Here is a 13,056-nt window from a genome sequence, read left to right as displayed (position 1 = left end):
TACCGCTTACCGCTTACCGCTTACCGCTTACCGCTTACCGCTTATTCCCTATTCTTTCAATTAATGATAGCGCTGTCATTTTATCTTTTATATGATGGAGGTGAATGAATAATAATAAATAACAGATTACGTGGGGGGAAATGCGTAGTCTTAGGGTATACAACGAGGAGAGAGCAATGGATTTTAAAAAGCGAACTTTAGCAAGTTTGATCACGATAATGCCATTAATGGCGCAGGCGCAGTTTTCGCAAAATGATGTGAATAACTTTGCCAAAGAAACCACCCTGACATTTGCTGTGGTTGATAACTTTCATAATAAAGCCGCTGGTTTTTTAGGAACTATTACACTAAACAACCAATCTGATGTTGCACTTCCTGCAGGTGAAAGTGACTGGCAGTTGTATATTCACTCAGTTCGTAAGATCAGTACTGAGCTAGTTGCGGGTTTAAATATTGAACACGTAAATGGCGATTTACACCGCATTACCCCAACTAAAAACTTTACAGGGTTAGCTTCAGGCAAAAGCTTAGTACTTGAGTTTGACGCTCAAGTTTGGGTGGTTGCTTATTCTGATTTTATGCCACGTGCTTTTTTTGTCTCTGGTGATAATAAACCGGCTATTTTTGCAAATACTGACAGCGAAGATATGACCCAGTTTGTTGCACCGTTCGAGCGTGAAAATCAACTGCGTCGTTATAACGAGCCAAAAGATTTAACGGTATTAGTCACCCCAAAAGTGCGTTTTGAGCGTAATCAACAAACGACAAGTCAAGTATCGCAACAAGACGCATTAAAGCGGATCATTCCAAAGCCACAAAAAGTAGAGTTTAATCGCGGTACTGCAACACTTGATAGCAGCTGGCAGATCACTTTCCAAGGTCAGTTAAAGAACGAAGTCATGGTGTTTATGCAAGATTTGCAAGATGACTATGGCCTGACCTTAAAAGCCCAGCCAGATCACATCAAACTAGCAAAAGAAAAACTGATCAGCTTAAAAGTAAATCCACAGTTGGCCGGTGGTAAATCAGAAAGTTACACTCTTGAGATAGATGACGATCGTATTGAAATTGTTGGGAGTGATAATGCCGGTGTATTCTATGCCATGCAGAGCTTACTTAATCTACTCCCGGCAAATAGCCAAGGGACTGTAGACATTCCACAACTTGAGATTGAAGACAGCCCTCGTTATTCCTGGCGTGGCATGCACTATGATAATGGCCGTAATTATCACGGTAAAGACGCTATGTTCAAATTGGTTGAGCAAATGGCGCGTTATAAAATGAATAAACTACATTGGCACTTTTCCGAAGATGAAGGTTGGCGCTTAGAAATTCCAGGATTACCAGAGTTAACTGATATTGGTGGTTATCGCTGTTTTGACCTTGAAGAAAGAGAATGTTTATTAACCCAGTTAGGCACCGGACCATTTAAATCCGGCTCAGGTAACGGTTACTTAACTCGTAGTGAGTTTGTTGAATTATTAAAGTTTGCTAAAGACCGCCATATTCAGATTATTCCAGAAATTGAAGGGCCGGGGCATGCTCGCGCATCAATTAAAGCAATGGAAGCACGTTATCATAAGCTTGCCGATGAGGCGCAACGAGTAGCCAAAAATAAGCTTGTTAATAAAAAGAATGCGGGGAAAGAGACTCAGCAGATAGATATCAGTGCTGCAACCCAGTATTTATTGAGTGATCCAAAAGACACCTCGGTTTATATGACGGTGCAAAACTACAAAGATAACTCGATGAACGTATGCATGGATTCAACCTATGCTTTTTTAGATAAGGTTACCTACGAATTACAACAAATGTACCGCGAAGCCGGTGTGCAATTGACTAACTTACACTTTGGTGGCGATGAAGTGGGTGCCGGTTCATGGGTTGGCTCGCCAATATGCCAAGCAATGTTTGCCGATCCAAATAATGGTGTTGCCGGTGCAGCAGATCTTAAACCTTACTTTACACAACGTGTGGCCAAGTTACTTGAAAAACGCGGGATTTCGCCTGGCGCATGGGAAGACGGTTTAATGTATGACCAAACAAACCCATTTAAGCGCGACGAGTTTCCAAACAAAACCTTTACAGCAAACGTCTGGGACAATATTTGGGAGTGGGGTGTTGCAGACAGAGCTTATCGCCTTGCCAATGCTGGCTACCAAGTGATTCTATCGCATGGTACACACTTATACTTTGACCATCCTTATGAAGCTCACCCAGAAGAACGTGGGTATTATTGGGCAACTCGCTATACCGATACTAAAAAAGCATTTAATTATATGCCAGACGATGTGTATGCAAATGCCGATTACACCCGAACACGGGAGCCGATAGATAACCTTGAAGCTTTAGTTGGTCGTCCACTACCAAAATTAGAAAAGCCAGAAAACATCTTAGGTATGCAAGGACAAGTTTGGTCTGAAACTATTCGAACCGAAGATCAAGTATTGGCAATGATATTCCCGCGTATTCTGTCTGTTGCTGAGCGTGCATGGCATAAAGCACCATGGGAAGGCGAGCAGGTTGATCGTAAAAGCCAAGAAAAAGACTGGGCACAATTCTCTGCTGCAGTTGGTTTGAAAGAGCTTAATAAATTGGCCAATGCAGGCATAACTTTACATTTGCCGGTACCCGGTGGCGTGATTAACAATGGTCAGCTTGAGGTTAATACGCCATTTACATATTTAAATACCGAGTATAGTTTAGATAATGGCGCGAGTTGGCAGCAATATACAGCTCCGATCAGTGTTTCTGAACAGCAGTCTGTAGCATTACGTAGTAGCTTAGATAGCAAACTAAAAAGCAGAATTACTCATATAAATTAATATATTAGTAACTAATTACGTTTTGAAAGGGCCATAAAGGCCCTTTTTTGTGTCGTTGTAAAATAAATTGTTACTAGTAATATGGCTGTAATTAACGTAAAGTTTTATGGCAGCGCTGTCATTTTTGTTTCGACATTGTCATTTAAATGTCGCCAAGGTGTTATAAAATACAGCAACGCTAATCGTCGATTTAAGTTTTTTGAACTTAATTGCAATAAATAATTATAACGATAGCTCGCAACAAGAAGAAGTTTTATGGAAGCCACAGTGTCAAAAATAAATAAACAAAGTAATTTTATACCCATGGCCATTGTTGCCACTTTATTTTTTATCCTAGGTTTTGCAACCTGGTTAAATGGTTCACTAATGCCATACTTAAAACAAGTATTACAGCTGAGTCCATTTCAAGCCTCACTGATTTTATTCTCGTTTTATATAGCGGTGACGTTTACTGCTGTACCGTCGGCGATGATCATTCGTAAAGTCGGTTATAAAAATGGCATGGCACTCGGTATGGCAACCATGATGGTGGCAGGTTTATTATTTATTCCAGCTGCAAAAACTCAAGTATTTGTGCTGTTTTTATTTGCGCAGTTGGTTATGGGGGCAGGGCAAACCTTGTTGCAAACTGCAGTTAACCCGTATGTTGTTCGGATTGGGCCTGAGGAATCGGCCGCAGCACGTGTCAGCATCATGGGGATATTGAATAAAGGCGCTGGCGTGATTGCGCCAATCGTATTTACAGCATTAATTCTAAGTGATTTCACCGGCCTTGTTGGTAAAGATTTATCACAAGCTGAAATTGATTCAATGGCAAATAGTTTAATTTATCCTTATTTAGGGTTAGCGCTATTTATTGGTGCATTGGCATTTGCAGTGACAAAAATGCCATTACCAGAGCTTATTGATGATGAGGAGCTAGGTGCTAAAGGACAAGTAAAAGAAGCACTTTCTCACCCAAGCCTAGCATTAGGTGTGGTTGCATTATTCGTTTATGTAGCCGTGGAGGTGATTGCAGGCGATACCATTGGTACTTTTGCATTGTCGCTAGGTATTGAAAAATATAGTGTCATGACCTCTTATACAATGAGCTGCATGGTGTTAGGTTATATAGTTGGTATTGTGCTTATTCCGCGTGTTATTTCGCAGCAAGCAGCGCTAAGTGTGTCTGCAATTTTAGGCTGTGTATTAACACTTGCCGTGGTATTTAGCGATACTAGTTCAGTTGTGATCGCAACAGCGCTTGGTTTAGAAGTGCAATTACCAGATACACTATTGATGATAGCTGTGTTAGGATTTGCTAATGCTATTGTATGGCCTGCGGTATGGCCGTTAGCGTTGTCTGGGTTAGGTAAATTAACCAGTGTTGGTTCTGGCCTGCTTGTAATGGGCATCGCCGGTGGGGCATTTGGTCCTCTATTTTGGGGTCTAGCAAGTGGTGGTGTGGATTCTGCCGCGGCCCAGCAGGGCGCTTATATCGTAATGTTACCTTGTTATTTATTCATTCTTTTCTATGCTGTAAAAGGGCACAAGATGAAAAGCTGGAAGTAAGATTAAAGTTGAAAGGTTCAAGGTAAAAGTTTAGCTTTGTAGAACCTAGAACCTAGAACCTAGAACCTAGAACCTAATTTTTGAAAAGAATTTCTATAATGTAGAAATAATCCCGTGTGTAATGCCACCGAAAGGTGGCATTTTTTTGTCTGCAAGAAAGCAGCTTGCGAGCTGGCGAGAGTAAAGTTAGCGAGGGTACGCTAATCGGCGCTAAAGCGCTCTCCTACCGGATGGTGCATGTGTGTATTTCTTGTGGGAACTGGTTTCAGCCGTGATTGTGTTTAGACTTAGGTTATATGCAACAACCAATCGGCGCTAAAGCGCTCTGCTACCGGATGGTGCATGTGTATATTTCTTGTAGGAACAGGCTTCAGCCGTGATTGTGTTTAGGCTTAGGTTATATGCAACAACCAATCGGCGCTAAAGCGCTCTGCTACGGGATAATGCATGTGTATGTTTCTTGTAGGAACATGCTTCAGCCGTGATTGTGCTTAGGCTTAGGTTATACGCAACAACCAATCGGCGCTAAAGCGCTCTCCTACGGGATAATGCATGTGTATATTTCTTGTAGGAACAGGTTTCAGCCGTGATTTTGCTTAGGCCTAGGCTATATGCAAAAGCCAATCGGCGTTAAAGTGCTCTCCTATGGGATAATGCATGCGTGTATTTATTGTGGGAACTGGCTTCAGCCGTGATTGTGTTTAGGCTTAGGTTATACGCAACAGCAAATCGGCGCTAAAGTGCTCTCCTACGAGGTCATGTGTGTGTATTTATGTTTCCTGTAGGAACAGGCTTCAGCCGTGATTATGTTTAGGCCTAGGCTATATGCAACAGCCAATCGGCGCTAAAGCGCTCTCCTACGAGGTCATGTGCGTGTATTTATGTTTCCTGTAGGAACAGGCTTCAGCCGTGATTATGCTTAGGTTATACGTAACAGCCAATCGGCGCTAAAGCGCTCTCCTACCGGATGGTGCATGTGTATATTTCTTGTAGGAACAGGCTTCAGCCGTGATTGTGTTAGTCATGTTCAGAGGGGTTTAAATAAATACAATCCCAATGGGGATAACTTCCAAGGTTGTCAACAATACCGGCTCTCATTGGGTTGGCAGCTATGTATCTTGCTTGATGTAATAAATGTTCTTCATCTCGAATCAATGAATCGTAGAAACCAGCTTGCCAAATTTGCTCATTTTTAGCTTTGTGCATGAGAAATGATGTACGCCCTTTTACTTTAGCCACCACCGAAGATAGCGAATCTTGTGTTTTCAGCTGCAACAACCAATGCATATGATCCGGCATTATTACAAAGCAAATTGTTTTAGTTAAGCCATTTAAATCAGATTGTTTTAGTGAGCGTATTAGAATTCGCGCATTACAAAAATCATCAAATAATTTAACTCGTTGATGTGTACATGTGGTCACAGAATAATAGTGGTTAATAATAGAGTGACGATGTTGACGTAGCTGCTGTGACCGAAGTTTCATTTTAATCCTTTAAATATAAAACGGTTTAACGAAGTATAGATTAAATTATGAAATCGGCGCTAAAGCGCTCTCCTACCGGATGGTGCATGTGTATATTTCTTGTAGGAACAGGCTTCAGCCGTGATTGTGTTTAGGCTTAGGTTATATGCAACAACCAATCGGCGCTAAAGTGCTCTCCTACGAGGTCATGTGTGTGTATTGTATGTTGCTTGTAGGAACAGGCTTCAGCCGTGATTGTGTTTAGACTTAGGTTATATGCAACAACCAATCGGCGCTAAAGCGCTCTCATACGAGTAATGCATGTGTATGTTTCTTGTGGGAACAGGCTTCAGCCATTATTTTTGGTTTGTGCTTAATATTAATTAATAAATAAAATGGAATTTTAAGAACGTATTTGATATTGAGATAAGAAGGGAAAAGATGGGGCGATTGACGGGGCTTGAACCCGCGACAACCGGAATCACAATCCGGGGCTCTACCAACTGAGCTACAACCGCCACAACACACCTTGTTTGGTGTGGCGCGGATAATACATAAAATAATAAATCTTGTGAAGGGTTAAGAGCAAAAAAAGTGAAAAAAATTTAAAATTGAATATTTTTGTTCATAAAGCAGCCAGAGAATGAATGTTTAAATCATTTTTTATCTGGTTGGGTAAAATAAAAATTAACCCTAAAGACGTTCTTTTAAAGATAAATAGATTAATTAATTAAATAATAAATTGAAATCAGATATAATTTAACCAGCAAACTGCTTAATACTGAATATCAGGAGTGATAATGGATACAATACTTAACTGGATAAACGAAAACTCAGGTTTGATTTTGCATTATGGCATTCAAGCTGTAATTGCATTGGTGATCTTTTTACTGGGCGGTCGTGTTGCAAAATTTTGCTCTAACCTAACTGAAAAAGCATTCGATAAAAAGAAAGTAGATAAAGCTGTAGGTTCGTTCGTATCAAGCATTGTTTATGCCATCGTATTTATGGCAACAATCTTAATGGCGTTGTCACAAATAGGCATAGAAACCACTTCATTTATCGCTATCTTAGGTGCTGCAGGCTTAGCAGTTGGCTTGGCACTGCAGGGTTCATTATCTAACTTCGCATCTGGCGTACTTATTATATTACTTCGTCCTTTCAAATCGGGTGATTATGTCGAAGCTGGCGGTAAAGCTGGTACAGTGAAAAAAATCGAAATTTTCTCTACTGAACTACGCACACCAGATAACAAAGTTATCATCATGCCAAACTCTAAAATTATGTCTGACTCAATTATTAATTACTCGCGCGAATCAACTCGCCGTATCGATCTAGTTATTGGTGTTGGTTACGATGCAGACTTACGCAAAGCAAAAGAAGTACTTAAATCAGTACTAGATCAAGAGTCACGCATTCTTAAAGATCCAGCTTATAACGTATCAGTGTCTGAACTAGCAGATTCAAGCGTAAATTTCATTGTGCGTCCGTGGGTTAACTCAGGCGATTACTGGCCAACTTATTGGTCTTTAATTGAGAACATTAAAATCGCATTAGATGATGCGGATATCACTATTCCGTTTCCGCAAATGGATGTTCATTTGCACAAGCAAGATTAATCAATATACAAGTAACAAAGGTTATTTTTAATGAAATTAAAGCTTTTATCAATTTTAGTTGCAGTATCAGCTACAACTAACGCATTCGCAGAAGACGCTAGAACATGGGAAGTTACCAGTGAGCTAGGTGCAATCATAACTAGCGGTAATACTGAAACAACCACTCTTAAGGGTGGCATCAAGGCATTACATAACTTAGAAAGCTGGAATAACGAGTATAAAATTAACGGTCTTTATAAAGAAGACAACGTTGAAAATGAAGCGGGTATAAAAGAAAAGCAGCGTACTAACGAAAAATATTCGTTATCAGCACAAGGTAACTATAAATTAAATGAAGATCATGCTCATTTATATATCTATGGTTCACATGTTTCAGATTACTTTGGCGCTTATCGCAGTGAGTCGGTTATCTCAGCTGGTTATGGTCAACGCTTGTTAGATCGTTCTGACATGTGGCTAAATGCTGAAATTGGTCCTGGTTATAAATATTTTCAATACCCTGATACAAGTAGTGAAGTAGATGAAAATGGCAACTCTTTAGCTGGTGAGCGTGAAGGTGAAGTTATTGCTTTAGGTAAGCTTGATTATAATTGGAAAATTTCTGATAACGCGAAGTTTACTCAGTTAGTTGCAGTTGAATACGGTGATACTAACACTAAAACACGTTCAGAAACTGCACTTTTAGCTAAGATAAATGGCTCATTACAAATGAAAGTTGCTTATAACATCACCAACAACTCAGATGTTGCTGATGATAAAGAAAGTACAGACACAGAAACGTCGCTGACACTGGTTTACAGTTTTTAACAGTTTAGCTCTATTTAGTGACATTTAAGTGAAATAAAGGGACGAAAGTCCCTTTTTTATTTGTAGTGAAATAATGTAGAATAGCCAATCTTTTGGCTGTAGTTCTTGGGATAAACCTACTTGTGATGCTTTTTAAACGATTTTTAATAACTTTTTTACTGTTAACAACAGCATCTGCATTTGCATTTACACCGAGTGCAGCGCAGATTGAACAATTTAAAAAGCTGCCAAAAGCCCAGCAAGAGGCTCTGGCAAAGCAGTATGGTGTCGATCTATCCACAATTACCGGTAAATCATCATCAAGCTCAATAAAAGAGGATGAGCCTACAATTCAGCCTCGCCAATTACAGGAAGAGCCTGAGTTAACAGACGAAGAGCGCTTTAAGCCACAATTAGACGAAATAAAACCATTTGGCTACGAGTTATTTTCTGGCGAGCCAACTACATTTATGCCAAGTGAAAATGCGGCAGTACCAGAAACATATCTAATTGGCCGTGGTGATCAATTAAAAATTAATTTTTATGGCAAGGAAAGTGAAAGCTATGAAGTTAATGTGGATCGCGAAGGCCGAATTAATATCCCTAATTTAAGCCCTGTTGAAGTTGCTGGACTTACATTCGGCGAAATAAAAGAACTTATCAAAGCCAAAGTTGCACAAGAAGTTATAGGTGTAAAAGCGTTTGTATCGCTAGGAAAATTACGCAGCATGCGTATCTTAGTATTGGGTGAAGCACATAAGCCGGGTAGTTATAGCGTATCGTCGTTGACCACAGTGTCACATGCTTTGTTTATTAGCGGCGGTGTATCTGAAATTGCATCTTTGCGTAACATTCAAGTTAAACGTGCTGGTAAAGTTGTTGCAAACTTTGATCTTTATGATCTACTTATAAAAGGTGATAGCCGCAACGACATCATCTTAAAGCCAGGGGATGTAGTATTTATTCCACCAGTTGGTTCACAAGTAGCCGTTGAAGGGTTAGTGAAGCGCCCAGCTATATTTGAATTGAAGAATAATGAAAATGCCCAAGACGTATTAAAAATGGCCGGTGGCTTGAAGCCTGGAGCGTATGCACAAAAAGCAATTGTAGAGCGTTTTAATAATTACAATGCTAAAGAAATTTTATCAGTAGACTTTAGCGGCAAAGATATTGCGTATATCCCACGTGATGGCGATAGAATTCGCTTTAATCCTGTAAGCTTGCAGTATCAAAACTCAATTAGTGTAATTGGTGCTGTTGCACGACCAGGTAATTATCAATGGTATCAAGGCAAGCATATTTCGGATGTATTAACGTCTGTTCGTGGCGATTTGTTACCACAAGCTGACCTTAGTTACGCTTTATTAGTGCGTGAAATTAATATTTCAGGTGATATTGAAGTGCGTCAATTCGACATAGCGCAAGCTATTGTAAAAGCAACTGCACATGACTTTGAGTTAAAAGCAAACGATAAACTATTAGTTTTTAGTCGTTACGAAGAAAAAGAAGCTGAAGAGTTAGCTTTAAAAAATATGGCCCTCACCGAAGAACAGCAAGCGCAGCAGGTGAAAGTTCAGCAATGGCATAAATACCAAAAGAAAGAGTTTGAAAAATACATTGGTGTTGCTACAGATGATATGGAATTACAACTAAAGGATACTTCAAACTTAACTATTGCTGAAATCTCAAAACGCAAAGCTGAAGAAGAAGAGCAAAAACTAAAGCCTGAAGATTATGCTCTGTTTAGTCGTAATAACTTACTAAAGCCGGTTATCGCAAAGTTAAAACTGCAAGCAAATGTTAGACAAGCAATGCAACTGGTAGAGATCAATGGTCATGTTACTTATCCAGGGATTTATCCATTAACGATAGGTAGTGAGGTCAATGATCTTATTATTGCAGCAGGTGGTCTACTTGAATCTGCTTATACAGAGCAAGCTGAAATTACCCGTATATTAGCTGGTGATGCATCAAAAGTAGAGCATATTAAGTTTAATTTGCATAAAGCTATACTTGGAGAGTCTGATGATAATCGCATTCTTCGTAGTAAAGACAGTTTAAATGTATTCTCAATCCCTAACTGGCAAGAAAATGTAAAAGTTGAGCTAAAAGGTGAAGTTAAATTTCCTGGGTCGTATACAATTCGTCGTGGTGAAACATTAACTAACTTACTAGAGCGCGCTGGTGGTTTTTCAGAGTTTGCCGAAGAAAAAGCAGCTATTTTCACTCGAGAATCAATTCGTAAACAAGAGCAACAGCAACTCGCTAAGTTATCTGAAGAATTACGCAGAGATATAGCGCAGAAGAGTTTTGAAAATTCGGTCGGTAGCAATTCACTTTCGTATGATGAGATGAATAAGTTACTCAATGACTTAGCTAATGTAGAAGCGGTTGGTAGACTCGTTATTGATTTACCTTTAATCGTTGAAGACAAACAACGCTTAGTGCTGCAAGATGGTGACACTTTATATGTGCCAAGTAAACGCGACTCTATCAGCGTCATCGGTGAAGTAAATTACGCAACCTCACATTTATACAAAGCAGGAACCAGCTTTAAAGATTATATAGCCCTAAGTGGTGGTTTAAAAGAGCGTGCGGATGATGAACGGATTTACATTATTAAAGCCAACGGTTCAGTTAAAATTCCTGATAGTGGTAGTTGGTTTGCTGTTAATGATTCTCAGCTGATTGAAGCTGGTGACACAATAGTAGTGCCGCTTAACTCAAATTATATGGACAATCTCACGCTGTGGAGTACCGTTACACAGATCGTTTATCAACTTGGTGTAGCAGTCGCTGCGATTAGTAGTATATAGGCAACTATAGTGAAAGAAAAATATAAGCTCGAAGAGCAGGAAATAGACCTTAGAGATGTATTTAATTTTATACGCAAAGGCAAGTGGAGTATTTTTATTTCAGGAGTTGTATTTGCATTAATTGCTGTATTATTTGCTTTTACACGTGCTGATATTTATACATCATCAACAATACTAGCGCCTAACGAAAGTAAAAATAGTGGTTTGTTAGATGGATTGTCATCTCAATTAGGTGGTGTCGCATCTTTAGCCGGTATTAATTTAAATGAATCAGGGTCTGGACAAGTAAATGAAGGCCTAGAAATTTTAAGAAGCTATCAATTTATATCAAATTATATAAAGAAGTTTTCTTATGCTGATGAGTTAATGGCTCATACAGGCTGGAATAAAAAAGATAACACACCTATATTTGACTCAGACTATTTAGCTGTTGAATCAAAATGGGTTAAGAATGACGACGGTTCTTCAAAAGAGCCGTCGTTACAAGAGATTTTCAAATATTTTAAAAAAAATACGTTAAGAATTTCAACTGAAAAAACAACCGGATTTATTACAGTTTCAATAAATCATTATTCGCCTGTTGTTGCTCAAGAAATGCTAGTAAATCTGATCGCAGAGCTCAATAATCAAATGAAGATGCGCGATATAAGCGAAGCGAATAAAAATATTCAGTTTTTAGAAAAATCAATTGAAAGTACCAATATCAGTCAAGTTAAAGGCGCAATTTATAATTTAATAGAGCAACAACTACAAAAGAAAATGTTAGCTAATGCAAGAGATGAATATGTTTTAAAAACATTAGATCCACCTATAGTGGTTGAAAAGCCGAGTTCACCTAAGCGTGTTCTTATCGTTATTATAGGTATGTTTATTGGTATGTTATTTGGTTTTCTTTTTCACTCATATAAAATGTTTGCAAGGACAAAAAATTGAGTATTATCATTTATTCATCATTAGTAACACTTTTTTCGTTAATTATTATGAAAAAAGTATCTGTGAACATTGGTTTATTGGATAAGCCCAATGAAAGAAAGCTTCATGATGGCATGGTGCCATTAATAGGTGGTATTTGTGTGTTTTTCGGTGCTTTTGCAAGTTTGCTTATTGTAGGACCAGTAACCAGTGAGCTGATATCACTATTTATAGTCGCAATGGGAATTGTATTATTAGGTGCACTCGATGATAAGTATGATTTGAGTGTTACTGTTAGATTGTTTTTTCAGTCTATATTTACGGTTAGTTTAATATTTTATCAAGACCACTATATATCGCATCTAGGTGATATATTAGGTCTTGGTAATATTTCAATGGGTATATTTGGTATTTTATTTACAATCATTGCGGTTGTTGCTGCAATTAATGCGTTCAATATGTTGGATGGTATTGATGGGTTAGTTGGTGCTTCTTCAATAGTGTCATTAAGTGGGATTGCAATACTTGCATATATAAACTCACACTCAACTATTTTTACAATTTGCTTAGCAATGATCGTAGCGCTTTCCGTATATTTATTTTTTAATATTAATCCCTTCAAGTTGCTTAAAAATAAAGTGTTTATGGGCGATGCAGGCTCTATGCTTGTTGGCTTTTTAATTACTTGGCTAATAGTATTATCGTTAAAGCCAGGGGATAACGGTGAGTCACTTTTCAGGCCTGTGACGGCTTTATATTTACTTGCGCTGCCATTGATGGATATGATTGCAATTATGTATCGTAGAGTGAAAAAGAAAGAATCACCCTTCAAAGCAGATAGAGATCATATACACCATATATTTATGCGTTTAGGCTTTAGTGATAGACAGGCATTATTAGTGCTTGTGACCTTTGGCACGTTATTCATGTTACTTGGTTTAAGTTTCGAATATTTTTTAGCACCAGAGTGGTTTTCACTATTAATATTTTGTGGTTTTTTTCTATTTTATTGTCACTTTATTCAGCATGCCTGGGTGTATACAAAAAACTTGAAATTGCTTTTAGATAAGTGCTGTAGGTAAA

The 13,056-nt window shown here is 38.6% G+C and carries 8 protein-coding genes and 1 tRNA gene; 7 read left to right on the top strand and 2 right to left on the bottom strand.

Annotated elements, in window-relative coordinates; translation table 11 throughout:
- Positions 1-176 precede the first annotated feature (176 nt).
- Positions 177-2,825: a family 20 glycosylhydrolase gene (locus tag H5186_RS20530; protein WP_182794896.1), complete on the top strand. Its 2,649-nt coding sequence runs from the start codon at positions 177-179 to the stop codon at positions 2,823-2,825.
- Positions 2,826-3,080: 255 nt separating this feature from the next.
- Positions 3,081-4,376 (top strand): N-acetylglucosamine MFS transporter NagP, encoded by a 1,296-nt coding sequence (nagP, locus tag H5186_RS20525; RefSeq protein WP_182794895.1) that lies wholly within the window; start codon positions 3,081-3,083, stop codon positions 4,374-4,376.
- A 1,017-nt stretch (positions 4,377-5,393) separates the two neighbouring features.
- Here nagP and H5186_RS20520 read toward each other — a convergent pair.
- Complete coding sequence (locus H5186_RS20520; protein ID WP_182794894.1) at positions 5,394-5,861, bottom strand: REP-associated tyrosine transposase; 468 nt, start codon at positions 5,859-5,861, stop codon at positions 5,394-5,396.
- Between the two features lie 421 nt (positions 5,862-6,282).
- Positions 6,283-6,358: transfer RNA gene (locus H5186_RS20510), tRNA-His, on the bottom strand.
- A gap of 282 nt (positions 6,359-6,640) precedes the next feature.
- On the opposite strand from H5186_RS20510, the gene H5186_RS20505 reads away from it, so the two are divergent.
- The 5 genes from H5186_RS20505 (at position 6,641) to wecA (ending at position 13,055) form a co-directional block, all read left to right on the top strand.
- Complete coding sequence (locus tag H5186_RS20505; protein ID WP_145236563.1) at positions 6,641-7,459, top strand: mechanosensitive ion channel family protein; 819 nt, start codon at positions 6,641-6,643, stop codon at positions 7,457-7,459.
- Between the two features lie 30 nt (positions 7,460-7,489).
- On the top strand, positions 7,490-8,266 hold the full coding sequence (locus H5186_RS20500; protein ID WP_182740738.1) for a YdiY family protein: 777 nt from the start codon (positions 7,490-7,492) through the stop codon (positions 8,264-8,266).
- A gap of 125 nt (positions 8,267-8,391) precedes the next feature.
- The gene (locus H5186_RS20495) at positions 8,392-11,061 is read left to right on the top strand and encodes an SLBB domain-containing protein (protein WP_182719272.1); all 2,670 of its coding nucleotides are present in this window, start codon (positions 8,392-8,394) and stop codon (positions 11,059-11,061) included.
- A gap of 9 nt (positions 11,062-11,070) precedes the next feature.
- Positions 11,071-11,994, top strand: coding sequence for a Wzz/FepE/Etk N-terminal domain-containing protein (locus tag H5186_RS23340; protein WP_182719273.1), 924 nt, complete (start codon positions 11,071-11,073; stop codon positions 11,992-11,994).
- Positions 11,991-13,055, top strand: a complete 1,065-nt coding sequence (wecA, locus tag H5186_RS20485) for a UDP-N-acetylglucosamine--undecaprenyl-phosphate N-acetylglucosaminephosphotransferase (protein WP_182794893.1) — start codon at positions 11,991-11,993, stop codon at positions 13,053-13,055. Before H5186_RS23340 ends, wecA begins: the two co-directional genes overlap by 4 nt.
- Position 13,056: the final 1 nt, after the last annotated feature.

The organism is Pseudoalteromonas sp. SG41-2 (assembly GCF_014164535.1).
Lineage (GTDB): Bacteria > Pseudomonadota > Gammaproteobacteria > Enterobacterales > Alteromonadaceae > Pseudoalteromonas > Pseudoalteromonas rhizosphaerae.
The sequence above is the reverse complement of the archived record's forward strand: the minus strand, read 5'-3'. Positions and strand labels throughout refer to the sequence as shown.

Excerpts from the sequence above, each read along its gene's own strand:
- nagP (WP_182794895.1), top strand. The coding sequence starts at position 3,081 with ATGGAAGCCACAGTGTCAAAAATAAATAAACAAAGTAATTTTATACCC.
- H5186_RS20520 (WP_182794894.1), bottom strand. The coding sequence starts at position 5,861 with ATGAAACTTCGGTCACAGCAGCTACGTCAACATCGTCACTCTATTATT.
- H5186_RS20500 (WP_182740738.1), top strand. The coding sequence starts at position 7,490 with ATGAAATTAAAGCTTTTATCAATTTTAGTTGCAGTATCAGCTACAACT.
- H5186_RS20530 (WP_182794896.1), top strand. The coding sequence starts at position 177 with ATGGATTTTAAAAAGCGAACTTTAGCAAGTTTGATCACGATAATGCCA.
- H5186_RS20495 (WP_182719272.1), top strand. The coding sequence starts at position 8,392 with ATGCTTTTTAAACGATTTTTAATAACTTTTTTACTGTTAACAACAGCA.
- H5186_RS20505 (WP_145236563.1), top strand. The coding sequence starts at position 6,641 with ATGGATACAATACTTAACTGGATAAACGAAAACTCAGGTTTGATTTTG.